This is a genomic window from Agreia sp. Leaf335 (genome assembly GCF_001423605.1).
Classification (GTDB): Bacteria; Actinomycetota; Actinomycetes; order Actinomycetales; family Microbacteriaceae; genus Agreia.
The window spans coordinates 452,221-477,466 of sequence record NZ_LMOQ01000003.1 but is presented as its reverse complement, the minus strand read 5'-3'; the positions used below and the strand labels follow the sequence as shown (position 1 = coordinate 477,466).

Annotated in this window: 19 protein-coding genes; 11 read left to right on the top strand and 8 right to left on the bottom strand. The window is 66.5% G+C overall.

The genetic code is table 11. The features are described from left to right. Positions 1 to 17 precede the first annotated feature (17 nt). The 3 genes from ASF79_RS12520 to recQ form a co-directional block, all read right to left on the bottom strand. On the bottom strand, positions 18 to 1,145 hold the full coding sequence (locus ASF79_RS12520) for an AI-2E family transporter (RefSeq protein WP_082495875.1): 1,128 nt from the start codon (positions 1,143 to 1,145) through the stop codon (positions 18 to 20). Positions 1,146 to 1,185: 40 nt separating this feature from the next. Then, a complete protein-coding gene (locus ASF79_RS12515; RefSeq protein WP_055855366.1) occupies positions 1,186 to 1,896 on the bottom strand; it encodes a lysophospholipid acyltransferase family protein in 711 nt (236 codons plus the stop codon). Between the two features lie 71 nt (positions 1,897 to 1,967). Further along, positions 1,968 to 3,971, bottom strand: coding sequence for a DNA helicase RecQ (gene recQ, locus ASF79_RS12510; protein WP_200933578.1), 2,004 nt, complete (start codon positions 3,969 to 3,971; stop codon positions 1,968 to 1,970). 74 nt (positions 3,972 to 4,045) lie between these two features. On the opposite strand from recQ, the gene ASF79_RS12505 reads away from it, so the two are divergent. The 7 genes from ASF79_RS12505 (at position 4,046) to ASF79_RS12475 (ending at position 12,472) form a co-directional block, all read left to right on the top strand. Further along, the gene (locus ASF79_RS12505; protein ID WP_055855364.1) at positions 4,046 to 4,939 is read left to right on the top strand and encodes an EamA family transporter; all 894 of its coding nucleotides are present in this window, start codon (positions 4,046 to 4,048) and stop codon (positions 4,937 to 4,939) included. A gap of 61 nt (positions 4,940 to 5,000) precedes the next feature. Further along, complete coding sequence (locus ASF79_RS12500) at positions 5,001 to 5,567, top strand: ECF transporter S component (protein ID WP_055855361.1); 567 nt, start codon at positions 5,001 to 5,003, stop codon at positions 5,565 to 5,567. Beyond that, complete coding sequence (locus ASF79_RS12495; RefSeq protein ID WP_055855360.1) at positions 5,564 to 7,333, top strand: ABC transporter ATP-binding protein; 1,770 nt, start codon at positions 5,564 to 5,566, stop codon at positions 7,331 to 7,333. The genes ASF79_RS12500 and ASF79_RS12495 overlap by 4 nt, the downstream gene beginning before the upstream one ends. Then, on the top strand, positions 7,330 to 8,148 hold the full coding sequence (locus ASF79_RS12490) for an energy-coupling factor transporter transmembrane component T (protein ID WP_082495928.1): 819 nt from the start codon (positions 7,330 to 7,332) through the stop codon (positions 8,146 to 8,148). Before ASF79_RS12495 ends, ASF79_RS12490 begins: the two co-directional genes overlap by 4 nt. A gap of 117 nt (positions 8,149 to 8,265) precedes the next feature. Then, positions 8,266 to 10,002, top strand: a complete 1,737-nt coding sequence (locus ASF79_RS12485) for an ABC transporter ATP-binding protein (RefSeq protein WP_055855357.1) — start codon at positions 8,266 to 8,268, stop codon at positions 10,000 to 10,002. Further along, on the top strand, positions 10,002 to 12,062 hold the full coding sequence (locus ASF79_RS12480; RefSeq protein WP_055855355.1) for an ABC transporter ATP-binding protein: 2,061 nt from the start codon (positions 10,002 to 10,004) through the stop codon (positions 12,060 to 12,062). Before ASF79_RS12485 ends, ASF79_RS12480 begins: the two co-directional genes overlap by 1 nt. Positions 12,063 to 12,067: 5 nt before the next feature. Next, positions 12,068 to 12,472: a VOC family protein gene (locus ASF79_RS12475; RefSeq protein ID WP_055855353.1), complete on the top strand. Its 405-nt coding sequence runs from the start codon at positions 12,068 to 12,070 to the stop codon at positions 12,470 to 12,472. A 117-nt stretch (positions 12,473 to 12,589) separates the two neighbouring features. Here the strand turns inward: ASF79_RS12475 and ASF79_RS12470 are convergent, their stop codons facing one another. The 3 genes from ASF79_RS12470 to ASF79_RS12460 form a co-directional block, all read right to left on the bottom strand. Further along, entirely contained in the window at positions 12,590 to 14,716 is a 2,127-nt protein-coding gene (locus tag ASF79_RS12470) for a DEAD/DEAH box helicase (protein ID WP_055855351.1), read from the bottom strand. Between the two features lie 365 nt (positions 14,717 to 15,081). Next, positions 15,082 to 15,540, bottom strand: a complete 459-nt coding sequence (locus tag ASF79_RS12465) for a DUF805 domain-containing protein (RefSeq protein ID WP_055779827.1) — start codon at positions 15,538 to 15,540, stop codon at positions 15,082 to 15,084. 119 nt (positions 15,541 to 15,659) lie between these two features. Next, on the bottom strand, positions 15,660 to 18,920 hold the full coding sequence (locus tag ASF79_RS12460) for an efflux RND transporter permease subunit (protein WP_055855350.1): 3,261 nt from the start codon (positions 18,918 to 18,920) through the stop codon (positions 15,660 to 15,662). A gap of 160 nt (positions 18,921 to 19,080) precedes the next feature. Here ASF79_RS12460 and ASF79_RS12455 point away from each other — a divergent pair, with 160 nt between their 5' ends. Next, the gene (locus ASF79_RS12455) at positions 19,081 to 19,437 is read left to right on the top strand and encodes a hypothetical protein (RefSeq protein WP_055855348.1); all 357 of its coding nucleotides are present in this window, start codon (positions 19,081 to 19,083) and stop codon (positions 19,435 to 19,437) included. Between the two features lie 45 nt (positions 19,438 to 19,482). Here ASF79_RS12455 and yczR read toward each other — a convergent pair whose 3' ends face one another. Continuing rightward, positions 19,483 to 20,919 (bottom strand): MocR-like transcription factor YczR, encoded by a 1,437-nt coding sequence (yczR, locus tag ASF79_RS12450; RefSeq protein WP_055855346.1) that lies wholly within the window; start codon positions 20,917 to 20,919, stop codon positions 19,483 to 19,485. 61 nt (positions 20,920 to 20,980) lie between these two features. Here yczR and yczE point away from each other — a divergent pair, with 61 nt between their 5' ends. Together yczE and ASF79_RS17835 are read left to right on the top strand one after the other, a co-directional pair. Further along, complete coding sequence (gene yczE, locus ASF79_RS12445; protein ID WP_055855344.1) at positions 20,981 to 21,640, top strand: membrane protein YczE; 660 nt, start codon at positions 20,981 to 20,983, stop codon at positions 21,638 to 21,640. Then, positions 21,615 to 22,436 carry a peptidylprolyl isomerase gene (locus ASF79_RS17835; protein WP_156366247.1) on the top strand — a complete coding sequence of 274 codons (822 nt, stop codon included), beginning with the start codon at positions 21,615 to 21,617 and terminating at the stop codon, positions 22,434 to 22,436. Before yczE ends, ASF79_RS17835 begins: the two co-directional genes overlap by 26 nt. A 26-nt stretch (positions 22,437 to 22,462) precedes the next feature. On the opposite strand, the gene glgX is transcribed toward ASF79_RS17835, so the two are convergent. After that, positions 22,463 to 24,535 carry a glycogen debranching protein GlgX gene (gene glgX, locus ASF79_RS12435; RefSeq protein WP_055778658.1) on the bottom strand — a complete coding sequence of 691 codons (2,073 nt, stop codon included), beginning with the start codon at positions 24,533 to 24,535 and terminating at the stop codon, positions 22,463 to 22,465. Positions 24,536 to 24,751: 216 nt separating this feature from the next. Between glgX and ASF79_RS12430 the strand changes: the two genes are divergently transcribed. Continuing rightward, complete coding sequence (locus ASF79_RS12430; RefSeq protein ID WP_055855342.1) at positions 24,752 to 25,216, top strand: DUF805 domain-containing protein; 465 nt, start codon at positions 24,752 to 24,754, stop codon at positions 25,214 to 25,216. Positions 25,217 to 25,246: the final 30 nt, after the last annotated feature.

Sequence of the window (25,246 nt, the reverse complement as noted above, 5' to 3'; positions counted from 1 at the left end):
CTGCCCCGAGACGGCCGTTACTTCTGTTCCTGCCTCGGGAACACGATCTTCTGGATGATGATGATCGTCGACGCCGCGACCGGGATCGCAACGAGCGCACCGAGGATTCCGCCCAGGGTTCCGCCGGCGACCGCGGCGATCACGACCACCGCCCCAGGTACCGAGACGGCTCGGTTCATGATGCGCGGACTCAAGAAGTACGCCTCGACCTGCATGTAGACCAGGTACCAGATGAGGGCGACGAGAGCGGTCAACGGCGAGGCGAAGAGGCACGTCAGAACGATGATGATCGAGCCAGTGAGCGTTCCGACGAGGGGAACGAGCGAGAACAGGAACGCGATGAAGGCGAGGAGCACGAATTGCGGGGCGCCGATGATCCACAGGAAGATCGCGCTCAGCACGCCGTTGACCGCAGCGAGCGACACCTGCCCGACGACGTAGCGGCCGACGGCCGAGGTGATGTCCTCGGACACGTCGATGAAGCCCGCACGCTTGCTGGACGGAACGAAACGGTAGGTGACGCGCTTGATCGAGCGCAGCGACGCGAGGAAGTACAGCGTCAGGATGAGAACGACAACCGCGCCCGTCACGCCGCTCGCCACGCCAGCACCCACGGCCAGGATGCCGCCGCCCAGGTTCACGAAGTTGTTCGGATCGCTCACGAAATCGGTCACGCTCTTGGCGACCGAGTCGAAGTCGACGACGCCGGAGAGCTGCCGTTCCGTCGTCTTCACGAAGTCGCTGTCGACGACGCGGTTGACGATGTCGGGAAAGTTGGCGATGAGATTCGAGATCTGCTCCACGATCACGGGAATGATCGTGAGGAGGAGCCCGGCGAAGGCCAGAATGACGCCGGCGAACACCACCAGGATCGCAGCCCAGCGAGGGAGCTTCCTCTCGAGCCACGACACGAGGGGATCGAGGCCCAGCGCCAGGAAGAGCGCGACGCCCACGTAGATCAGAACCGTGGTGAGCTGCCCGATGACGCCGCCGATGAGGATCGAGACGAGCACTCCGAGCCCGCCGACCAGGCCGATGCGGAACGCGTTGATCCGCACAGGCGGAAGCGCCGTGCTTCCGGGAACGACGATGTCGGACTGGGGCTGCTGTACCGCTGCGGTACGGCGTCTCTTGAGGTTGAACATTCGGTTCCCCGTCTTGTCGTTTCGGCGCGCTCACCCCACCTTAGGAGGGTCTGTTGCGCCCGAGTGCGCGCTTGACTTTCTCGATGGCCGACACGGCGGGAACCTCGTTGTACACGCCGGCCGATTCCTGGCCCGACATTCGCTGGATGTCCTCCATCAGCACGTCGGTCAGCTTGCGCCTCGCGCGCGCCGCATTCGCCTGCCCGTACTCCGACGCGTCGATGGGACGACCGAACTCGACCGACACTTTGTGCACCCGGGGAATCTTCGAACCGACAGGCTGCAGCTTCTCGGTACCGATCAGCGCGACAGGCACGATGAGGCTGTCGGAGCTCATGGCGAGCCAGGCAGCGCCGGTTCGGCCCTTGTAGATCCGACCGTCCCGAGAGCGGGTCCCTTCGGGATAGATCGCGAAGGCCTCGTCTCGCTCGAGGATCGCGAGTCCCGCATCCAGAGCGTCTTGTGCGGCCTGGCCGGCACCGCGATCGACCGGAACCGCGCCGATGGCAGAGAAGAACGACCTCGCGAGCCATCCCTTTGCGCCTTCGCCGGTGAAGTAGTCGGATTTGGCGAGGAACGAGACGTTACGTGGAGCGACCAGGGTCAGAACGACGCTGTCGATGAAGCTGAGGTGGTTGCTCGCGAGTAGGACGCGGCCGGTTCGAGGCACGTTGTCTCGACCGATCACCGTGGGCCGGTACACCGCTCGCGCTACAGGAGCGAGGAAAGCACGGCTGAGGAGGGTGATCATCCGTCCAGTCTCGCAGGGCGCTCATAGCCCCACGGGAATGTTCTGCGATACGACCTGTATCTATGCTCGGATCAGGATATGGCGTCGCTCGCGACAACCTCGAGCAGCGCGGCTCCATACTTCTGGAGCTTGGCCTCGCCGATTCCGCTGATGGATCCCGCCTGGTCGAGCGTGCTGGGGCGCGCGCTGGCGACGGCCCGCAGCGTGGCGTCGCCGAACACGATGTAGGCCGGAACGCCCTGTTCGCGAGCCTCGCCCGCGCGCCAGGCGCGCAGCTTCTCGAACAACTCCTGGTCGGCCGGTGCCAGCTCGGCGGTGGCCGCCTTCGACTTCGACGAACCTGACGAGCGCACGCTTCGAGCGGCCCGTTCGGCTTCCCGGCGCATCGACACCGGATGACGGCCCGCGAGCACCTCGCCGCTCGCCTCGGTGATCACCAGGGTTCCATAGCCGTCGTCGTTCACGGCGAGCAGGCCCTGGGCAAGGAGTTGGCGAACCACTCCGCGCCACTGCTGGTCGCTGAGATCCTGTCCGAGACCCCAGGTGGAGAGGCTCTGATGGTTCAGTTGCGTGACCCTGTCGGTGACCTTGCCTCGCAGGATGTCGATGAGCTGACCTGCGCCGAATCGCTGATTGCGTTCGCGCTGCAGGCGCACGACCGTCGAGAGGAGTTTCTGCGCTGCGACAGTGCCGTCCCACGATTCGGGCGGCTCGAGGCAGGTGTCGCAGTTGCCGCACGGAGTGGACTGCTGCCCGAAGTAGCCCAGCAGGTTGACCCGACGACAGTGCACCGTCTCGCAGAGGGCGAGCATCGCGTCGAGGTGGGCCGACAGCCTTCGGCGGTGGGCGAGATCACCGGGAGACTCGTCGATCATGCGGCGCTGCTGCACGACGTCTTGAAGCCCGTAGGCGAGCCAGGCCGTCGAGGGCAGTCCGTCGCGACCCGCTCGGCCCGTCTCTTGGTAGTAGCCCTCGACAGACTTGGGAAGGTCGACGTGGGCGACGAAGCGCACGTCGGGCTTGTCGATGCCCATACCGAACGCGATGGTGGCGACGATGATGATGCCGTCTTCTCGCAGGAAGCGTGACTGGGTGGCCGCCCGGAGTCGCGAGTCGAGGCCCGCGTGATACGGCAATGCCTTGAGGCCGTTGTCGGCTAGGAACTGTGCCGTCTTCTCGACGGTGTTGCGCGAGAGCGCATAGACGATGCCCGAGTCGGTGGGGTGCTCGCCCTTGATGAGCGAGAGCAGCTGCTTGCGCACCTCGCCCTTGTTCTCGATGCGGTAGCGGATGTTCGGCCGGTCGAAGCTGGCGACGAAGTGCTTGGCCTGCTGCATTCCGAGGCGCTCGGTGATCTCGGCGTGCGTGGTCTCGGTCGCCGTGGCCGTGAGCGCGATGCGGGGAACGTCGGGCCAGCGCTCGGCCAGCTCGGAGAGGGCGAGGTAGTCGGGCCTGAAGTCGTGCCCCCATTGCGACACGCAGTGCGCCTCGTCGATGGCGAAGAGCGCGATCTCCCCCTGGGCGAGAAACCGCTTCGTCGCCTCGTTCGACAGGCGCTCCGGCGCCACGTAGAGCAGGTCGAGCTGCCCGCCGAGGTAGGCATTCTCGACGCGCGCCCGCTCTGCGGCATCCTGAGTGGAGTTGAGAAAGGCGGCGCGAACGCCGACCGCGGTGAGTGCGTCGACCTGGTCCTGCATCAGTGCGATCAGGGGCGAGATGACGATGCCGGTACCCCGACGAACGAGCGAGGGAATCTGGTAGCACAGCGACTTGCCACCGCCGGTCGGCATGAGCACGACAGTGTCGCCGCCATCGATGACGTTCTGGATGATCGCCGCCTGGTCGCCGCGGAACGTCTCGTACCCGAAGACCCGCTGCAGGGCCTCGACCGCCGTCTCCGGAGTGGCGACGGCGACGTCGGCCGCCTCGGTCGCCGCTGCCTGAGCCCGCGTTCCGTGAGCCTGTCGAAGGGCAGGTGCCGGGCCTTCGTCATAGTAGGGATCGTAGGGCGGCTCTTCGTCGAGTGGTGGCGGTTCAGCCTCCGGGTCCCAAGGGATGTCTGCGTTCCACGTCACGCTCCGAAGTTTACCGGGGCTCTCCGACCCCGACCCCGCGAGCGCACTCTGCGACGCGGGTAGGCTCGATATCCATGCTCGTCACAGCGTTCGGACTGGTCGGCGCGTTCGTCTACGGCGCAGCCGACTTCCTTGGCGGCCTGGCCTCCAAACGCGTCTCGCCCTTCGCCGTCACCGGCATCGCGGCGTTCTCGGGGCTCGCCGTGCTGCTCGCCGCCTACCCGCTCGTCGGCGGCGCCTGGTCGGCCGAGGCCGCCCTCTGGGGAGGCATCTCGGGAGTCTCCGGAGCAATCGGCATCTCGTTGCTCTACGCCTGTCTCGCAATCGGGCCAATGAGCATCCTCTCGCCCCTGACCGCGGTCGTGTCAGCCGTCGTTCCGCTGTCTGTCGGGCTGGCTCGCGGTGATGCGCTCGGGCCCATCGGCTACATGGCGATCGCTCTCGCACTCGTCGCCGTTGTGCTCGTGGGCTTCGTTCCCGAGAAGGGGGCCGTTCGGCCGAGCCTCCGCGGCGTTCTCATGGCCATCGGATCCGGCGCGATGATCGGTGTGTTCCTGATCGCCATCGACGTCGCACCCGCCGACTCCGGACTCGTACCCCTTTTCTTCAACAGAGCCGTGAACGGCGCCATCATGGTCGTGATCGTGCTGACGACCCTGATCGTCGCGCGGCGGCGATCGGATGCGCCGGCTCGGCAGACCGCCGCATCCGACGGGACTGCGAGGGCCGGTGTTCGCACCGCGGTTCTGCTCGCCCTGGCGTGCGGTGTCGCCGATGCGGCCGCCAACGGTCTGATTCTGACCGGGCTCCGACTCGGAGAACTCTCCGTGATGTCCGTGCTCGTCGCGCTCTACCCGGCGGGCACGATCGTGCTGGCCGCGATCGTGCTCAAGGAACGCATAGCTCCCCTGCAGGTCGTCGGGCTCGTTCTGGCGCTCGCCGCGGCGGGCATGCTGTCGCTCGCCTGAGGCAGGTCCGGATCGCCGGTTAGTTTGGTTACCCTGCCCTAAACTGGCGTGTGGAGGTCTGATGAGAAACGTGAGCACTCGACTGCTCCTGACGTGCGCCGCTATCGGTGTCGCCGGGGGGCTCGTCTTCGCGATCAACGCGTGGATAGGCGGCACCGTCGCAGCACTCGCTCCTCTCTTCTACGGGTTCACGATCGGCGTCTACTTCCTTCCCGGTGTCGTGGCCCAGTACGTGATCAGGCGCGGCGGAGTCGCCCTTCTCACCGCGGCCGTCGCCGGGCTCGTCACCGCCCCGCTTCAGCCGATCGGTTTCTGGGCGACGCTCATCGCCATCGCCATCGGCGCTTTCCAAGAGCTGCCGTTTCTCGTCACGAGGTACCGCCGGTGGAACACCTGGCTCTTCATCGTGGGCGGCATCGTGGCCGGAGTCGTCTGCGCCGCCGGCATGTACCGCACCCTTGCGAAAGACGCCCTCGACGCCTCCTCCGGAACGATTCTCATGACCGGGTACTTCGTCGCCCCGGTCGTCTTCACGGCGATCGCGGTGCTGCTGGGCGCGGCCCTCGTGCGCACGGGCGTGGCGCGCGGCCTGCGAGCAGAGCGCGCACGCGTTACTCCCGCAGCGTGACCGACGACCGCGTCGGCCACCCGGAGCCGACGACCGACGAGGCGACCGCTCCGATCGTGCGGGTGCAGTCCGTGTCGATCCGGCACGAGGGTCGCGCGGCGGCGACACCGTCGGACGTGACCTTCGATGTCGCGCCCGGAGAGGTCGTGCTTCTGCTCGGGCCCTCGGGCTGCGGCAAGTCGACCCTCTCCCTAGCCCTGAATGGTCTGGTGCCCCACGCGGTTCCCGCCGAGCTCGCGGGCACCGTGACGGTGGGCGGGATGCGCACCGCCGACGAGACGGTCGCGCGTCTCAGCGAGCGGGTCGCGATGGTCTTCCAAGACCCCGACTCGCAGATGGTCACGGGCACGCTGCTCGACGAGGTGGCGTTCGGCCCCGAGAATCTGCTCGTCGACCGCGACGAGGTCCTCGCGCGCGCGGAAGAGAGCCTGCGCCAGGTGGGCCTGTGGGAGCGCAGGGGCGACAACCCCGACCTCCTGTCGGGCGGCGGCCGGCAACGTCTCGCGATCGCGTGCGCTCTCGCCATGAAGACGCCCATTCTCGTTCTCGACGAACCGACGGCCAACCTCGACCCGGCCGGAATCGAGGAGGTCTATGCGGTTCTGCGTCGTCTGGTCGAGACCGGCGAGCACGCGATCGTGCTCGTCGAACACAACCTCGACGCCGCCATCGATCTCGTCGACCGCGTCATCGTGCTCGACGCACAGGGTCGACTGGCCATGGAGGGCCCGACCAGGCAGATCCTCCTCGACCGGGTCGACGAACTCCTCCGGCTCGGCGTCTGGCTGCCCGTGGCGCTGCTCGCGGCGCTGCGCCTGCGCGATGCCGGAGTGCCGATCGACCCGCTGCCGTTGACGCCGCGCGAGCTGACAGACGCTCTCGATGCCCAGGATGCCCTGCCCACGTTGGCCGCGCCGGTACCGGGTTCCATGGCCGGCTCGTCACACCGTGCCGACGACGACGAGCCGGCCGTGCTCGTGACCGCACTCGATCTCGACCGCGGGCGCACCCGCATCCTGAACGGGATCGATCTCAGGATCGAGCGCGGCTCGTTCGTGGCGATCGTCGGCACGAACGGCGCAGGCAAGACCTCGCTGCTGCAGGCGATAGCCGGAGTGATCCGCGCTCCGGCCGGGCGCATCCGCGTTCTCGGAGTCGACCCCGCCAAGGCCGACGCCCGAACGCTCGCACGCACCATCGGCTTCGTCTTCCAGAACCCGGAGCACCAGTTCATCAAGGCGACCGTGGCCGAGGAACTCGCGCACGGACCGCAGCTGCAGGCCGTACCCGCCGCAGACATCGAGACGCGTGTGTCGAATATGCTCGACCGCTTCGGGCTGCAGGAGCTGCGCGACGAGCACCCCTTTCTCTTGTCGGGCGGCCAGAAGAGACGACTCTCGGTGGGCACGGCCCTCATCGACGGTGCACCCCTGCTCGCCCTCGACGAACCCACGTTCGGCCAAGACCGTGCACGGGCGGCAGAACTGCTGGTGCTGCTCGACGCGCTCAACGCGGAGGGCACGACGGTGCTGGTCGTCACCCACGATCTTCAGCTGGTCGCCGAGCACAGTAGCCACATTCTTGTTCTCGACTCGGGCCGGGTCGCGGCTTTCGGACCCACGGCGGCGGTGCTGGCCTCAGACGCGCTCGAGACGGCCGGGTTGCGCACGCCGCCGCTCGCGCGCGCATTCCGCGAGGTCGCGCGTCATCCGGAGTGGCGAGCCGTGACTCGGCTCGGCGACCTGCCCGCCGGAGCGCCGTCGTGACGGCGGCGAGCGCATCCGTGACGCGCCAGAAGGCCGATCCCTACGCGGCGCCGCGCGACTACGGGCCCGTGCGCTTTCTGCATCGCCTCAATCCCCTGTCCAAGATCGCGGCGCCCCTGCCCGCAATGGCTCTACTCCTCTTCGCCCGCGACATCGCGACGCCCCTGCTCTTCTGTGTCGTCACCCTGCTGATGCTCCTGATCGGGGCGCATCTGCGGGCTCGAACGGTGCTGCTGCTCGTGGCGGGCATCCCCCTGATCATCGTTGTCATGTCGGTGAGCTTCGGTATCTGGGCGGATCCTTCGCTGGTCGGCGACTCCCCCGTGCTCATCGAGGCCGGGCCGGTGCGCTTCACGAGCGGCGCCTGGCTCATCGGCCTGGCCACGGCCCTTCGACTGGCGGCGATCGTGCTGCTCGCGCTCGTCGGCGGATTGACATCGACCGGTCCCGACCTGGTGCGCTCTCTCGTGCAGCAGCTCCGCGTGCCCTATCGTCTCGGCTACACGGCTCTCGCCGCGTTCCGCTTCGTGCCGCGCTTCGGCCACGAGCTCGACGTGATCAGGCAGGCGCATCGGGTTCGGGGTATCTCGGATGGGCGAGGCCCGATCGCGGCGGTCGCCCGAACGGCCGGCTACGTCGTTCCGCTGCTGGCGGGGGCGATCAGGCACGCGGAGCGTGTGGCGCTGGCCATGGACTCGCGCGCATTCGGCGCGTATCCGACCCGAACGGAGCGCTATACGATCGCGTTCCGCGCGCGAGACTGGATCTTCATCGCCGCATTCTGGGCGCTGACCGCGGTCGTCATCGTGCTGTGACCATGACACTCTTGTGAATTGTTCCAACTAGGAATACGGTTCTCATCGAGCGTCACCGGTGCCTCCTACGATTGGCGCACACCGCCTTCGCTCCTGTCGTCATCGTGAGGAACCCCCGTGCAACTCGTCCGCCTGGTCCTCCACCACCTCAAGCCCTACACGGCATGGGTCGTGGCGGTCGTCGTCTTCCAGTTCATCTCCACGCTCGCGGCGCTCTATCTGCCCAGCCTCAACGCACAGATCATCGACAAGGGCGTCTCGACGGGCGACACCGACTTCATCTGGTCGACCGGAATGACCATGATCGTCGCCTGCCTCGTTCAGGTGGTCACCGCCATCGCGGGCATCTACTTCGGCGCGCGAACGGCCATGGCGGTCGGCCGCGATCTGCGGCGCGAGATCTACCGCAAGGTCGATTCCCTCGGAGCCATCGACGTGGCGAAATTCGGCACCGCCACCCTCATCACCCGCGGCACCAACGACGTGCAGCAGGTGCAGATGCTGGTGCTGATGATGCTCAACTTCATGGTCTCGACGCCCATCATGTGCATCGGAGGAATCATCTTCGCGCTGCGCGAAGACGCTGGCCTCTCGTGGCTCGTCTGGGTCTCGGTGCCTCTGCTCTTCATCATCGTCGGGTTCCTCGTCTTCCTCCTCCTCCCCCTGTTCCGTCTGATGCAAGACCGCATCGACGGAATCAACAGCGTGCTGCGCGAGCAGATCATGGGCATCCGTGTGGTGCGGGCCTTCGTGCGCGAGCCGTTCGAGTCCGAGCGCTATCAGCGCGCCAACGAGGCCATCACCGTGGTCTCGATCAAGGTCGGCAACATCTTCGTGCTGATGTTCCCGGTCATCATGATGATCCTGCACCTCGCCACCGCCGCCGTGCTGTGGTTCGGCGGGCAGCGGGTCGACGCGGGCGACATCCAGGTGGGGTCGCTCACCGCATTCCTCCAATATCTGCTGCAGATTCTCACCGCCGTCATGATGGGTGTCTTCATGGTCATGATGATCCCCCGAGCCGTCGTCTGCGCCGAGCGCATCACCGAAGTCCTCTCGACCGACCCGAGCATGGCTGTGCCTTCTCGGCCGGCGCCGGTCGTTCCCACCGTCGGCCGTGTCGAGTTCAGCGACGTCACGTTCGGGTACCCGGGAGCCGAGCGCCCCGTGCTCGATCGTGTCTCCTTCGTCGCCGAGCCGGGCAAGACCACGGCGATCGTCGGCTCCACGGGAGCCGGCAAGACCACGATGCTCAACCTGATCCCGCGCCTGTACGACGCGCAGTCAGGCAGCATCACCATCGACGGCGTTCGCGTCGCCAACCTCGACCGCCGCCAGATCGCCCACCTCGTCGGCCTCGTGCCGCAGAAGCCCTACCTGTTCTCGGGCACCATCGCATCCAACCTGCGATTCGGGCGGCCTGACGCGAGCGACGACGAGCTGTGGCAGGCCCTGCGGGTCGCCCAGGGCGAAGACTTCGTGAGAGCCAAAGAGAAGGGTCTCGACGATCCCATCTCGCAGGGAGGCACGAATGTGTCGGGCGGCCAGCGACAACGTCTCTGCATCGCTCGGGCGCTCGTCGCCGACCCGCAGGTCTACCTGTTCGACGACTCATTCTCGGCGCTCGACGTCGCGACCGATGCACGACTGCGGCAGGCCCTGTTCGAGGCCACGCGGGGAGCGACCGTGATCATCGTCGCGCAGCGCATCTCGACCATCCGATCGGCCGACCAGATCCTCGTCGTGAACGACGGCGTGATCGTGGCCCGAGGTACGCACGACGAACTGCTCGACGAGAGCGAGACGTACCGCCAGATCGTCGGATCGCAGATGAGTGTCGAGGGGGTGGCCTGATGGCCCGCAACACCAAGAAGAGCTCGGCGCCCGACGAGACGCCCACCGTCATCGACGAACTCGTCGACGACGAGTTCGACAGAGACTTCGTACCGACAGAGGCCGACGGCGACATGTTCGGCGGCGCGCCGGCGAAGAAGGCCCAGCAATTCTGGCCGTCGGCCAAGCGACTCATGGGCCTGCTCGGGCCAGAACAGGTCAAGATGAGCATCGTCGTCGGACTCGTGGTCATCTCCGTCGTCCTCACGGTCATCGCGCCCAAGATCCTCGGCCAGGCGGTCGACACCATCTTCAACGGCGTCATCGGCTCACAGCTGCCCGCCGGAGTACCGCTCGCCCAGATCGTCGCCGAGACACGAGCATCGGGCAACAGCGACTTCGCCGATCTGCTCGAGAAGTCCAGCATCGTTCCCGGTCAGGGCATCGACTTCGTTGTTCTGGGGCGCTTGATCATCATCGTTCTGCTGATGTACATCGTCGCCTCCGCCCTCAACTGGGCTCAGGGCTACGTGCTCAACGGCCTCGTCATGCGGGTGGTCTTCCGACTACGCCAAGACATCGAGGTCAAGCTCAACAAACTCCCCCTCAGCTACTTCGACTCCCGGCAGCGCGGCGACACCATGTCGAGGGTGACGAACGACGTCGACAACATCCAGGCGGCACTGCAGCAGGCGTTCTCTCAGCTCGTGCAGTCGGCTCTCACGGTGCTCGGCATCGTCATCGTCATGTTCATCGTGTCGTGGCAGCTGGCGCTGATCGCGTTGATCGCCCTTCCCCTCTCGGCCGTGATCGCGGGCGTCATCGGCGCACGCTCGCAGAAACTCTTCGCCGCTCAGTGGAAGAACACGGGCGCCTTGAACGGTCATATCGAGGAGTCGTTCTCTGGTCTCGAACTGGTGCGCGTGTTCGGCCGCGACAAAGAGATGGTCGCCGAATTCGACGAACGCAACGAGAAGCTCTACAGCGCATCGTTCGGCGCGCAGTTCGTCTCGGGCATGATCATGCCAGCCATGACCTTCGTGTCCTACCTGTCCTACGTTCTCATCGCCGTCGTCGGGGGCCTGCGCGTCGCATCCGGGCAGATGACCCTCGGCGACGCGACCGCCTTCATCCAGTACTCTCGTGAGTTCTCGCAGCCCCTGGGGCAGATCGCCGGAATGGCCAACATGTTGCAGTCGGGCGTGGCATCGGCCGAGCGCACCTTCGAGCTCCTCGACGCCGACGAGCAGCAGCCCGACGAGGTCACCGCCGAACTGCCGGCGCGCACCGACGGCCACGTTCGTTTCGACGACGTCTCGTTCAGCTACGACCCCGAGAAGCCGCTCATCGAATCGCTCTCACTCGAGGCCAAACCGGGGCAGACGGTCGCGATCGTCGGCCCGACGGGAGCCGGCAAGACAACCCTGGTCAATCTCGTGATGCGCTTCTACGAGTTGACGGGCGGGCGCATCCTGCTCGATGGCGTCGACATCACCCAGCTCTCTCGAGGCACTCTGCGCTCGCGCGTGGGAATGGTCCTGCAAGACGCCTGGCTGTTCGAGGGAACGATCCGCGAGAACATCCGCTACGGGCGCCTCGATGCCACAGACGACGAGGTGATCGAGGCGGCCCAGGCAACCATGGTCGACCGGTTCGTACGGCAGCTTCCCCTCGGCTATGACACCGTTCTCGATGCCGACGGAGGCAGCGTCTCTGCGGGCGAGCGGCAGCTCATCACCATCGCGCGTGCGTTCATCGCCAATCCATCGCTGCTCATCCTCGATGAGGCCACCTCGTCGGTCGACACGCGCACCGAGCTGCTGGTGCAGCACGCCATGGCGGCCCTGCGAACCGACCGTACCTCGTTCGTCATCGCGCACCGACTGTCGACCATCCGCGACGCCGACACGATCCTCGTGATGAACGGCGGTCGCATCGTCGAGCAGGGCAGCCACGACGAGCTGCTCGAGGCGCGTGGCGCGTACTACTCGCTGTACATGACCCAGTTCCGAGGCGAGGACGAGCCGACTGGTCAGCCCGCCGTCGATGCTCCACTCGACCCATCATCTGAAAGAGAGTGACCCCCATGGATTGGACCCTCGAAGTCGTCGTTCTCCCTGTCTCCGACATCGAGCGCTCGATCGCCTTCTACCGTGATCGACTGGGTTTCGTGCTCGACCACGATACGCAGACGCCGCAGATGCGTGTCGTCCAGCTCACGCCGCCCGGCTCGGGATGCTCGATCGTTCTCGGCATGTCCCAGATGGAGCCCGGGTCGATGAAGGGCCTGCAGCTCGTCGTGTCCGATGCCAGCGCCGCGAGAGAGCAGCTTCTCGAGAATGGGGTCGAGGTGAGCGAGCTCACGGTCTTCGACGCCGAGCGCGACGGAGGAACGTTCTTCTTCTTCGACGACCCCGACGCGAACTCGTGGGCCGTGCAGCAGATGGCGGTGCGGGCCACCAAGCCCCTCATCCCGACCGACGCTCGCTGACGCGGCATACCGCGCGGCCCATCCGCGTCAACGACGAAGCGCCCCCATCCGCAGGGATGAGGGCGCTTCGCGTTGCCGCTGTGGCAGGAATTACGGTGTGTCAGTCACGATGAGTGACTAGACGCTGCGCAGATCGTCGAGCAACTGGTCGCCCGGGCGGGCGTTCACGGTGTTGGCACGGATCTCCGCGCGGCCGAGCAGCTCATCCATGCGACGCTGGCGCGAACGGTTGATGAGCGTGATGACCATGCCCTTTTTGCCCGCGCGGCCGGTGCGGCCGGAGCGGTGCAGGTAGGTCTTGTACTCGTCGGGCGCGTCAGCCTGGATGACCAGGTTGATGTCGTCGACGTGAATACCGCGGGCGGCCACATCGGTCGCGACCAGCACGTTGACCCGGCCGCTGGTGAGCAGCTGCAGGTTGCGGGTGCGGCGCGACTGGTTGAGGTCGCCGTGCAGGCTGGTAGCCGGGATGCCGGCGTCGTCGAGCTGGTCGGCCAGCTCCTCGGCGAAGGCACGGGTGCGGGCGAAGACCAGGGTCTTGCCGGGGCCGGACGCGAGCTGCTGGATGATCTCGCGCTTGTCGCGCTGCTCGATGAGCAGCACGCGGTGGTCGATCGTGGAGGAGGCCTGGTCTTCACCGGCGACCTCGTGCACGGCGGGGTTCACGAGGAACTCGTTGACCAGCTGGGCCACGCCCTTGTCGAGCGTCGCCGAGAACAGCAGACGCTGTCCACCGTCGGCGACCAGGCGAAGGATGCGCTGCACCGGCTCGAGGAAGCCCAGGTCGCACATGTGGTCGGCCTCGTCGAGCACCGTGATGGTGACCTTGGAGAGGTCGAGACGGCCCTGCTCCACGAGGTCCTCGAGACGGCCGGGGGTCGCGATGATGATGTCGGTTCCGCGCTGCAGTGCCGAGACCTGCTTGAACTGCGGTACGCCACCGAACACCGTGGTGGTGTTCAGGCCTACGGCCCGAGCGATGGGCTGCACTGTGCGGTCGATCTGCATGGCGAGCTCGCGGGTCGGGGCCAGGATGAGGGCGCGGGGAAGACGGCCGGGCTTGCGGCCCTTGGCTCCACCGTTCTCCATCAGACGCTCGACGACCGGTGCGCCGAAGGCGATGGTCTTGCCGGAGCCGGTCTTTCCGCGACCGAGCACGTCTTTTCCGGCGAGCACGTCGGGGATGGTCGCAGCCTGGATCGGGAACGGGCTGAGCGCTCCCATCGACTGGAGCTGGCGCTCGATGTTGTCGCCGAGACCCAGGTCCTTGAACGAGACTCCCTCGACCTCGACGGCCGTCGTGGCTTGCGCTTCGAGGCGCTCGAGCACGACGTCGTCTACCGGCGCGTGTCCGGCGGAGGGGCGGTCGTCGCGCTTCGGGTAGAAGTCCGAACCGCGGTCGTTGCTGCGCTGCGGGCGGTCACCATACGACGGGCGCTCGGTGCGAGCCGGGCGGTCACCGTACGACGGGCGCTCGGTGCGAGCCGGGCGGTCACCGTACGAAGGACGCTCGGTGCGGTCTCCATAGGAGGGACGGTCGTTGTTGCGCTGCGGGCGGTCGCCGTACGAGGGACGCTCTGAACGCTGAGGACGGTCACCGTACGACGGGCGCTCGGTGCGGTCGCCATACGAAGGACGGTCGTTGCTGCGCTGCGGACGGTCACCATACGAGGGACGCTCTGAACGCTGCGGACGGTCACCGTAGGACGGACGCTCGGTGCGAGTCGGACGGTCACCATACGAAGCACGGTCATTACTGCGCTGCGGACGGTCACCATACGAAGGACGCTCTGAACGCTGCGGACGGTCACCGTAAGAAGGACGCTCGGTGCGAGCCGGACGGTCACCATACGAGGGACGGTCGTTGCTGCGCTGCGGACGGTCACCATACGAAGGACGCTCTGAACGCTGCGGACGGTCACSGTAAGAAGGACGCTCGGTGCGAGCCGGACGGTCACCATACGAGGGACGGTCGTTGCTGCGCTGCGGACGGTCACCGTAGGACGGACGCTCCGAACGCTGCGGGCGGTCGCCGTACGAGGGACGCTCGGTGTTGCTGTAGGCGGGGCGCTCCGAGGAGCGAGCGGCGCGCTCATCGGCGTTCCAGCGGGCCTTCTTGGGCGCACCGGATGCGGGGGCGGCCTGGTAGCCGCGGTGGCCGGGCGACTTGCTTCCCGACTTCGAACCGTTCGGCACGTAGTTCTTGGCAGGCTTGAATCCGCCGGATTTGTTGGTTTTAGGCATGGTACTTTCCGGGTTTTATTAGATTGCATGGCAAAACGACAACCGGAATTGGTTGTAACTTCGCTAGAACCCGGAATATCTTCAGTCCGGGGCCGTGTCATACGTTGACAATTCCTTGTGAGCAACGGGGATATTCGTATACGACACGAATGACCGCTGGTCAGTGCGTCCATACACTGACAAAGGAAAACCGGCCCACCAGACTTACAAACCCTTCCGCGATGAAATCGCGGTGTCTAGAGCCGACCTGTAAACGTTACACGTCGCGAGGCTCTTTGTCACTCGCTTCTTTCGGATCGACCCCTTAAACGCCGACGTGCGAGGCTCCCGAGGGAGCCTCGCACGTCGTTCGGTGCTGAAGTCGACTACGCGTCGAAGCGCGCACCCTCGGGCTTGGAGGGCAGGATCGTAAGAATCAGAACGATGATTCCACCCACGATGGGCACCAGGGCCAAAAAGACGAAGAAGCCGGAGAAGTTGGCATCGTGGAGACGGCGGACGAGGACAGCGATCGACGGAACGATCGTGGCGAGAGCCCAGATCAGAGTCAGGATACTGAAGATCACGTAGCCGGCACCGGGGCCCTGATACGTTCCGTCGGCGGCGACGCCGCCTGCACCACCGGTGACCAGGGCGAGCAACTGAAGCACGCCGGTGACGATCAGCGACACCAGGTACCACCACCAGTACTCACTGAGGCTCGCGCGACCCGTGAACGTGGCGTACTTCTTGAAGAAGCGGCGAACGGCGTCGGGAAGCGAGGCTCCGTAGAGCGGAGCCGAAAGGGGGACGGCGCCGGAGTATCCGGCCTGAGGCGTGGTCATCATGTGCTCCTGAGGATTCGACGAGAATTGATCATGATCCTAGGGAACACTCGGGCCATCCGATACAAAATCATCGGTTGTTACGTCGCGCGTCGCTCTCCGTTCAGGACGACCACTGATCACTCGACGACGGCGTGGTCGCTCATCCTCCGCACTCCGGGCGCACCGGCGCCGTCTCCCTCTTCGCGTTCGATGCGGCGCACCTTGCGTCGCTCGAGTGATCCGTAGACCACCGAGTACAGCACTGGGAGCACGAGCAGCGTGAGCACGGTCGACGAGACCAGCCCGCCGATGACCACGAGCGCGAGTGGCTGCGAGATGAAGCCGCCGTGACCGGTGAGCCCCACCGCCATGGGCAGCAGTGCGAAGATCGTGGCGAGCGCCGTCATGAGAATCGGCCGAAGCCTGCGGCTCGCGCCGTCGATCAGCGCCTCGCGCACGGTGCGCCCCTTCTCGCGGTACTGGTTCACCAGGTCGATGAGCACGATGGCATTCGTCACGACGATTCCGATGAGCATCAGCACACCGATGATCGAGGGCACGCCGAGCGGGATTCCCGACACGAGCTGCAGGATGATCGCTCCCGTCGCCGCGAAGGGCACCGACACGAGAAGGAGCACCGGCTGCAGCAGGCTTCGGAACGTCGCCACCATCACGACATAGACGATGAGGATCGCGACCAGCAGGGCGATTCCCAACTGGCTGAAGGCATCGCCCTGGTCACTGGTCACGCCGCCGAGAGTGGCAGTGGCCCCCGCGGGGAGCTTGGTGTCGTTCACGGCCGTCTGCACCTCCGCGCTTGCGGTGCCGAGGTTGTCACTCGCCGGCGTCGCCGTGATCGTGGCGGTGCGAACTCCCTTGACCGTCGTGATCGAGGCCGGCCCGTCGACGGTCGCGACCGACGCGACCGAATCGAGGCGAACCAGGCCTGCCGCACTGGGAATCTGTAGCGCGGCGAGGTCTGCGACCGTTGCCGGCGAGGTCTGCGACTGGATGTACATCGTGTAGCTGGTGTTGTCGATGAAGATCGTGCCGAGGGTCTGCGGTTGCATCGCCTGCGACACGATGCCACCCACGACGGTCTCGCTGAGCCCGGCCGAAGCGGCCTTGACCCGATCGACGGTCACAGCGATGTAGGGCCTCGAGTTGCTGAGGTTGCTCTCGCTCTGGGTGATCGCATCGAGCTTCGAGACCTTGGCCAGAATGGCATCGGATGCTTTCTGTAGATCTTCCGCACTGGTCGCGGTCACGTCGACAGCGATGTCACTCGACGTTCCGAGCCCGGCCGACGCCGCCACCTGGATGTCGCCGGCGTCGCTCGTCTTCTCGAGCGTCGAGCGCACGGTCTCGGCGAGCGCGTCCTGGTCGGCGCTCTCATCCGTGGTGATCGAGTAGGTGATCGCCCCCGCTCCCCCGCCGACGAAGGCGTCGCGCAGCGCGGAGCCGCTCGAACCGATGCTGAGCTGCACCGTCTCGATTCCCTTGATGCCGAGCAGCGCCTTCTCGACCGTCTGGGCGGCCGTGTTCTGCGCATCCAGGCTCGTGCCGACGGGCACCGTCTGCGTGACGGTCAGGGTGTTCTGGCCACTCGAACCGAGGAAGTTGGTCTTCATGAACGGGGTGAGACCGAGCGTGAGGATGAGCAGGAGCCCAGCCGACACGAGCGTGATGACCGGCCGCTTCAGCGTGGCCTCGAGAATCGGCAGGTAGCGCTTCTGCAGTGCAGACGGCTTCTCCTCCTCCGCGACCACCTGCTCCTGACGGCGGGCACGACGAGACTCGAGCCCTGTGGCCGGATCGACCGGCGCGACAGGGGCGGATGCGACGGCGTGCGCGTGAGTCTTCGCCTTGCGTGAGCGCAGGAACCAGTAGGCGAGCACGGGCACGATCGTGAGCGCGACCACGAGGGAGGCGAGCAACGCGATGGTGACAGTGAGCGCGAAGGGCCGGAACAGCTCGCCCGTGGTTCCCTCGACGAAGGAGATCGGAAGGAACACGGCCACCGTCGTGATCGTCGACGCGGTGATGGCGCCGGCCACCTCGCGAACGGCCTCGACGATGATGGCGGCTCGCGCGGCCCCCGCCCGGTCACTGCCGCCCTGCATGCGGGCCACACCCTCGGGTGAGGCCAGATGCCTTCGGATGTTCTCGATCACCACGATGGAGTCGTCGACCACACGGCCGATGGCGATGGTGAGCGCGCCGAGGGTGAGGATGTTCAGCGAGTAGCCCGCGGTCTGCAGGCCGATGAAGGTGATGAGCAGCGAGGTGGGGATGGAGATCGCCGTGACGAGCGTCGACCGGATCGACAGCAGGAACACGAGGATCACCACGACGGCGAAGAAGAGACCGAGCAGGCCCTCCTCGGTGAGCGCCTGGATCGATTGCTGGATGTAGGGCGCCTGGTCGAACACCACCGTGAAGGTGGCGCCGTCGAGAGCGGTCTTGAGCTTCGGAAGCAGGTCTTGAACCGCGTTCGAGACCTCGACCGTGTTCGCGGCCGGCAGCTTCGTGATGGCGATGGTGAGCGCGGGCTTGCCGTCTACCCTCGAGATCGACGTGACCGGGTTGTCGGTCAGCGCCACGGACGCCACGTCGGCGATCGTGTAGACACCGCCTTCCGGCTTCGGCGTCGCCCCGAGCGGCAGGCCCTGGATGTCGGCGACGCTCGTGAGCTTCGCTCCGGCCTGCACAGACAGGGTCTTGTCGTCTTCGGTGAGCGAGCCCGCCGGAATGAGCAGCCCGTTGTTCTTGACGGCATCCCGGATCGCCTGTGTCGACAGGCCGGCCGAGGCCAGCTTCGTCGTGTCGGGCGTGATCGTCACGCGCTGACCGATGTCTCCCACCAGCTGCGCGTCACGCACTCCGGCCACGTCGGTGATGTCCGGCAGCGTGTTCGACCGGATCAGGGCCGCAAGCGCCTTCGTGTCTGTGCTGTCATCCGCCGGGGTCACGGCGATCTGCACGACGGGGAAGTCGTCGATGCCGCCGGAGAGAACCTGGGGATCGAGGTCTTCGGGCAGGGTCGCCTTGATGCGGTTGATCGCCTGGTTGATCTTCTGCTCGGCGGTCGCGAGATTGGTGCCGTAGGTGAAGGTGGCGCTGATGATCGAGAGATTCGTGCTCGATGTGGCCGTCGTCGTCTCGATGCCCGCGACGCCCTGAATAGCCGTCTCTATCGGAACGGAGACATCGTCGTTGACGACCTCCGGCGACGCTCCGGGGTAGTTCGTCAGCACGGCGAGCTGCGGAAACTCGATCGACGGAATGAGCTCCTGCTTCAGGCTCGTCAGCGCGAGACCGCCGAACACGGCCGCCACAATCGTGACGAGCGCGATCAACGCACGGTTCTTCATGCTGAGAATGGCGAGAAAATGCACAGGGATACCTTCTGTCGAGCGGCGCGGCGACCGTTTCGCGAGCTGTCTCAACTATGACATCCGGCGTCGTTCCAGCCGCACCCGCGAGGCCATGCTTACGGCGAACAGGTCCGCGGCGCAAGGCGTTGTGGCACTAAACGATCCCGGCGAAGATCAGAGCATGAAACGTATCCTCTACAGCGGCGGCGCCGTCGTTACCGGCGACCAAGTGGCGGATGCCATCCTCGAATACGCGAGCGAGCTCGCACGACAGGAATCCAGCGACACCCTCGAGGTGCCCAGTATCAACGACGCCGGCACGCTCGTCCACACGCAGTTGCTGCTCGGTCCAGCGAGCCAGTTCATCGTCGAAGAGGTCGACACCGCGACCGAAGACCCGATCGACCTCGGCCTCGTACAGAAGATCAGCGACAGGACCGCTCATCTGCAGGCACCTCGACCGGTCGCATCGAGCAACACCTCGGACTACCCCGACCTCGACGACCCGACCGAGGTCCCGAATCCGCCGCTGGCCTGAGGCGTCCAGCGTCTGACGCCGCCTGACGCGGCCGACGCCTGAACGTCAGGCCACGTCGCCGAACGCCTGGGCCCCGGGAACGGGGTTGCGCATGATCACCTGCCAGGCCCGGCCCAGCGCATCCATACCCTGCTCGAGCTGCGCCGTTGGGTTGCCGAGCGGGATGCGCAGAAATCGCTCGAGGGCGCCGTCGAGCCCGAATCGTGGGCCGGCCGTGATGAGCAGCCCCTCGGCGCGCGCCGCCAGCGCGAGCTGCGACGAGACGGGCGAGCCGAGCGAGACCCAGCTCGCGATGCCCCCGGCCACCGGGGGTGCGCTCCACGAGGGAAAGCTCTCGTCGACGATCTGCTGCAGTCGGTCGCGGCCTGCTCTGAGCTGTTCGCGGCGGCCCTCGAGAATGGCCGGCATGTCGTCGAGCATGCGCGTGACGATGAGTTGCTCGAGAACAGGGGTGCCCAGATCGCTCGCCGGCCGGGCCGCGGCGAGCGTGCGGATGAGCCCGGGTTCCGCACGAATCCAGCCCACACGCAGGCCGTCCCAGATGGTCTTTCCGACGGATCCGATCGTCACGACGCTGCGCTCGTCGCCCGGCGTCGCGTACGAGGCGAACGGCAGCAGACTGTCCTCGCGGTCGATGTCGAGCTCTCCCGACGTCTCGTCGATGAGGAGAGTCGTTCCCGCTCTCATGGCCTGATCGATCGTGAGCTCGCGCAGCTCGGCAGACATCGACTCGCCCGTGGGGTTGTGGAAGTCGGGCATGAGGTAGCCCACCGCCGGAGTCGTGCGGCGCATCAGCTGCTCAAGCGCCGACTCGTCCCACCCTTCGCCGGGCGTGACGCTCACCGGCACGAGCCTCGCCCCTGCCAGCGCGAGCGCCTCATAGGCGTGCGGGTAGCTCGGCAGCTCGACGAGAGCGCGGTCGCCGCGGCCGAGGAGGACGCGCGACAGCAGGGCGATCGCGGCCTGAGCCCCGGTGGTCACGAGCACCTGGTCCCGCGTGGTGGGCAGGCCGCGCGTCGTGTAGCGGGCGGCCACGGCGTCGCGCAGTTCGGGAATCCCCTCGAAGTTGTAGCCGGGCCCCTGAAGATAACGACCGAAGTCCTCCATCGATTGCTGCGTCGCCAGGGCGATGCCGGGGCTCGCCGGCATCACCGCCTTGGTGAAATCGAGGAACGCTCCCCCGGCGTCGACGGCGAGGCTCGCCCGGCCGGGCACCCGGGTCACGCTGCCAGACCCTCGGACACTCGTCGTGTAACCGCCCTCGCGCAGCTCGCGGTACGCGCTCGTGACCAGCGTTCTGCTCACCTCGAGCGCCTGAGCCAGTTCCCGTTCGGCCGGGAGCCGCGTTCCTGCGGGGATGCGTCCGTCGAGCACGAGAAGCCGGATGCGGTCGAACAGCGCCTGGTACAGGGGTCCGCCGCCGTCTTTCCAGTCGCCGAGGAGGGAACGCAGTGCACGGGTACCGAGGAGCGCGTCAGACATGCGACCACTTTAGCCAGATTGGCTTCTTGATCTAAAGCCAATTCTGCAATTGGATGCATGAATGACCTTCTCGTTCACCCGCCGCCTTGCTCGCCTCATCTCCGGTCTCGCGTTGTACGCCTTCGCCGACGCCCTGATGATCCGAGCAGCCCTCGGCGTCGACCCGTGGACGGTCTTCGCCCAGGGGCTGGTGGCTCAGACCGGCCTGGGGTTCGGCCTGCTCACGAACATCATCGGCGGGCTCGTGCTTCTGCTCTGGATCCCGTTGCGGCAGAGACCCGGACTCGGCACCGTGTTGAACGTTCTTCTCATCGGCCCCATCATCGAACTGAGCCTGTGGATCCTGCCGTCGATGCCCAACGTCTGGGCTCAGGCCGGCATGTTCACCGCGGGCCTCGTGCTGCTCGCGGTCGCGAGCGGCATCTACATCGGGGCGCAGATGGGGCCGGGGCCGCGCGACGGGCTGATGACCGGCATCCACAATCGATTCGGATGGCCCATCTGGGTGGGCCGCTTCGGGGTCGAGGCCACCGTGCTGCTCATCGGCTGGCTGCTGGGCGGCAACGTCGGGCTGGGAACGCTGGCGTTCGCGCTCCTGATCGGACCACTCTGCAACATCACCCTCCCCTTGATGGGCGTGCGCTCTGGCAGACTGGCCGCGGCAGCCACGCCTGCCCCATCACCGAGGAGCCCCGATGACCAACCCGTACCGGCCAGGTAGCACTCGCACCAATCCCCTGGCGATCGTCTCGCTGATCTCGGCGTTCGTGCTCTCGCTCGTCGCCGTCATCACCGGCCACCTCGCCCTGCGCCAGATCAAGCGCACAGGAGAAGGCGGCCGCGGACTCGCCATCGCCGGCGTGACCATCGGCTACGCAGGGCTCGTCGCCGGCATCGTCGTCATCGCTGTCCTCATCACCGGCGGCATCGCGGCCGTGAACGATCAGCTCGCCGAGCCTGAGCCCTCAGGCGCTTCGACGAGCGAGGTGTACGAACTGCCGTCGCCCTCGCTCGCCGAGGGCCGCGACTGGACGGGAACAATTACGATCAACGGCCAGGACGTCGACGTCACGCTCGACGGAGCGGCCGCTCCCCAGGCCGTCTCGTCGTTTCTCGCCCTCGGCGACGACGGCTTCTTCGACGGCACCTCCTGCCACCGCCTCGTGACTCAGGGAATCTACGTGCTGCAGTGCGGAGACCCCACGGGCACAGGCACGGGCGGCCCCGGCTACTCCTACGGCCCGATCGAGAATGCGCCGAAAGACGACGTCTATCCGGCTGGCACGCTCGCCATGGCCCGCATCGGCGGCGACGGCGAGAGCATGGGCAGCCAGTTCTTCATCGTCTACGACGATTCGACCATCCCGTCGGATGCCGCGGGCGGCTACACCGTGCTCGGCACCATCACGGGTGGGCTCGACGTGGTCACGGGGATCGCGGACAAGGGAACGAAGAGCGGCGCCAGCGACGGAGCCCCCGCCGACCCCGCCGTGATCGACGGGGTCAGCTTCGAGTAGTCGCGGCGCCTGCTACTGCTGCTGCGCTACGCCCGCGAGCGCAGCAGCGTGAACGAACCACCCGAGACGATCAGGGTCGTGACCGCGCCTTCGACGACCTGAGCGGGATCGCTGGAAGTCGCCAGCTCCCACTCCGCTCCCGGCGCCTCCGGCACCTGGAACTCGACGCCGTTCTCGGCGGCGTTCAGGAGCAGGGCGAACGAGTCCGCCCCCTCGTGGGTGAACACGAGCGTCTCGGTGCGGGCGTTCGGGTTGTCCCAGTCGTGGTCGTCGAAGCTCTCACCGTCGCTTCGGACGATCTCCACGGCGTCGGCGGCGATCGCATCCGGCACCTCTGACAGCACCTCGGGGGCCTGACGGAACCAGTTCGGGCGGAGGGCCGGGCTCTCGGCACGCAGAGCGATCAGGGCTCGGGTGAACTCGAGCAGCTCCTCGTCGACGTTCGCCCAGTCGAACCACGAGATCTCATCGTCCTGGCAGTAGGCGTTGTTGTTGCCACCCTGGGTGCGCCCGAGCTCGTCGCCACCGAGGATCATGGGCACTCCGGCGGAGAGGAGCAGGGTTGCGAGCAGATTCCGTCGTCTGCGGTCGCGGCGGGTGTTGATGCCCTCGTCCTCGGTCGGGCCCTCGGCCCCTCCATTCGACGACTTGTTGTCGCTCTCGCCGTCTTGGTTGTCTTCGCCGTTCGCCGCGTTGTGCTTCGAGTTGTACGACGTGAGGTCGTGCAGGGTGAATCCGTCGTGCGCGGTGATGAAGTTGACGCTCGACAGCGGCGAGCGCCTCGACGCCTCGTAGACATCGGGCGATCCGAGGATGCGCTGCGAGACCGTGCCCAGCACGGAATCGGTGCCGTTCCAGAAGTCGCGAACATCATCGCGGAATTTGCCGTTCCACTCCGACCAGTCGGCGGGGAAGCCGCCCACCTGATAGCCGGCGGTGTCCCAAGGCTCGGCGATCATCTTCACCGGCGCGAGCACCGGGTCCTGCGAGATCAGCGTGAGGAAGGCGCTGTGGATCTCGGCATCGCCGCCCTGGCGGGTGAGCGTGGTCGCCAGGTCGAAGCGGAAGCCGTCGACGTGCATCTCGGTCACCCAGTAGCGCAGGCTGTCCATGATCAGGCCGAGTGCGGCCGGGTGGCTGACGTTCAGGCTGTTGCCCGTGCCCGTCGTGTCGAAGTAGTGCGCCTCGTCGCCCTCGACCAGACGGTAGTACGCGGCGTTGTCGATGCCCTTGAAGCTGAGCGTCGGACCGAGGTCGTTGCCCTCCGCCGTGTGGTTGTAGACCACATCGAGGATCACCTCGAGACCGGCCGCGTGGATGGCCTTGACCATCTCTTTGAACTCGGTGACCTGCCCGCCTGCCTGGCCCGCGGCATCCGACACGTATTCGTTGTGCGGCGCGAAGAAGCCGATCGAGTTGTAACCCCAGTAGTTGCGGAGACCCTTCTCCGTGAGGTGACTGTCCTGCACGAACTGGTGCACGGGCAGCAGCTCGACAGCGGTGACGCCGAGATCGGTCAGGTGCTTCAAGGCGGCCGGATGCGCCAGGCCCGCGTAGGTGCCGCGGATCTCCTCGGGCACCTCGGGGTGCAGCTTCGTGAAGCCCTTCACGTGGGTCTCGTAGATGACCGACTGCGCGAGGGGCGTGCGCGGGGCCTCGTCATCGGCCCAGTCGAACGACGAGTCGGTGATGACGCAGCGAGGGCTGTGCGGGGCGGAGTCCGAGTCGTTCCGCGTGCTCGGCTCGTTCATGTCGTGACCGAAGAACGACTGGTTGTCGGCCGCCCAGTCGTAGCCGCCCTCGATCGCCGTGGCGTGCGGGTCGAGAAGCAGCTTGTTCACGTTGTGACGCAGGCCGGCCTCCGGGTTCCATGCGCCGTCGACCCGAACGCCGTAGCGCGTTCCGACGCCGACGCCGTCGACGAAACCGTGGAAGACGTGGCCGGTGCGCTGCGGAAGTTCGACACGGCGCTCTTCTCCGTCGTCGTCGAAGACGCTCACGTAGACGACATCGGCCGTCTCGGAGTAGAGGGCGAAGTTGTAGTGGCCGTCGATGAGGGAGAAGCCGAGGGGATAGGGAAGGGTGCGGGCGGTGGCCATCGGTGATCCTGTCTGAAGTAGTGCGAAACAATCGCCTTCGCAGGATAGAAGCGTGCGGCGGATGGCGCCTCATCAGGGCCGGGGGCTAGCGCTCGAACGATTCTTGTGGTGTAGATCTTCGCCAGATCGCCTCGACCCGCTGCAATCCCCCCTTCGGGCCACACGCCGGATCTCTAGGCTCGGCGGCGATACAGCACACACCGTAGAGGAGATCCCATGTCGTCATACACCGCGCCGCCCGCAACCGGGCGGAGCAGCGAACCGCCCATCGACCAGCCCTACTACGGCGCGCCCATCGGAGCCGCGGTAAAACGTTTCTTCACGAAGTACGCGACGTTCTCCGGCCGGGCCAGCCGCAGCGAGTACTGGTGGTGGACGCTCGTCGTCATCATCGTCAGCATCGTTCTGAACGTCCTGTCGCTCGCCCTCGGGGGAAGCGGCATCGGCCAGGGCGACATGAGCTCGATGACGGCGGGGGCCACCGTCATCACGGTCATCGCCAGCCTGTGGACGCTCGCCACGATCATCCCCACGCTCGCGCTCGCATGGCGCCGACTGCACGACACGAACCGCAGCGGCGCCTGGTACCTGCTGGTCCTGATCCCGCTCATCGGATCGATCATCCTGATCGTCTGGTTCGCCAGCGCGGCGAAGCCCGAGGGCCAGCGCTTCGACCGTTAGCCTGTTCGGCTCCCGGCGCCTGCGAGCACC

What these genes read in the sequence shown, in the direction of transcription:
- ASF79_RS12520 (WP_082495875.1), bottom strand. Translation starts at nt 1,145, where the DNA reads ATGTTCAACCTCAAGAGACGCCGTACCGCAGCGGTACAGCAGCCCCAG.
- ASF79_RS12515 (WP_055855366.1), bottom strand. Translation starts at nt 1,896, where the DNA reads ATGATCACCCTCCTCAGCCGTGCTTTCCTCGCTCCTGTAGCGCGAGCG.
- ASF79_RS12505 (WP_055855364.1), top strand. Translation starts at nt 4,046, where the DNA reads ATGCTCGTCACAGCGTTCGGACTGGTCGGCGCGTTCGTCTACGGCGCA.
- ASF79_RS12500 (WP_055855361.1), top strand. Translation starts at nt 5,001, where the DNA reads ATGAGAAACGTGAGCACTCGACTGCTCCTGACGTGCGCCGCTATCGGT.
- ASF79_RS12480 (WP_055855355.1), top strand. Translation starts at nt 10,002, where the DNA reads ATGGCCCGCAACACCAAGAAGAGCTCGGCGCCCGACGAGACGCCCACC.
- ASF79_RS12475 (WP_055855353.1), top strand. Translation starts at nt 12,068, where the DNA reads ATGGATTGGACCCTCGAAGTCGTCGTTCTCCCTGTCTCCGACATCGAG.
- ASF79_RS12465 (WP_055779827.1), bottom strand. Translation starts at nt 15,540, where the DNA reads ATGACCACGCCTCAGGCCGGATACTCCGGCGCCGTCCCCCTTTCGGCT.
- ASF79_RS12455 (WP_055855348.1), top strand. Translation starts at nt 19,081, where the DNA reads ATGAAACGTATCCTCTACAGCGGCGGCGCCGTCGTTACCGGCGACCAA.
- yczR (WP_055855346.1), bottom strand. Translation starts at nt 20,919, where the DNA reads ATGTCTGACGCGCTCCTCGGTACCCGTGCACTGCGTTCCCTCCTCGGC.
- yczE (WP_055855344.1), top strand. Translation starts at nt 20,981, where the DNA reads ATGACCTTCTCGTTCACCCGCCGCCTTGCTCGCCTCATCTCCGGTCTC.
- ASF79_RS17835 (WP_156366247.1), top strand. Translation starts at nt 21,615, where the DNA reads ATGACCAACCCGTACCGGCCAGGTAGCACTCGCACCAATCCCCTGGCG.
- glgX (WP_055778658.1), bottom strand. Translation starts at nt 24,535, where the DNA reads ATGGCCACCGCCCGCACCCTTCCCTATCCCCTCGGCTTCTCCCTCATC.
- ASF79_RS12430 (WP_055855342.1), top strand. Translation starts at nt 24,752, where the DNA reads ATGTCGTCATACACCGCGCCGCCCGCAACCGGGCGGAGCAGCGAACCG.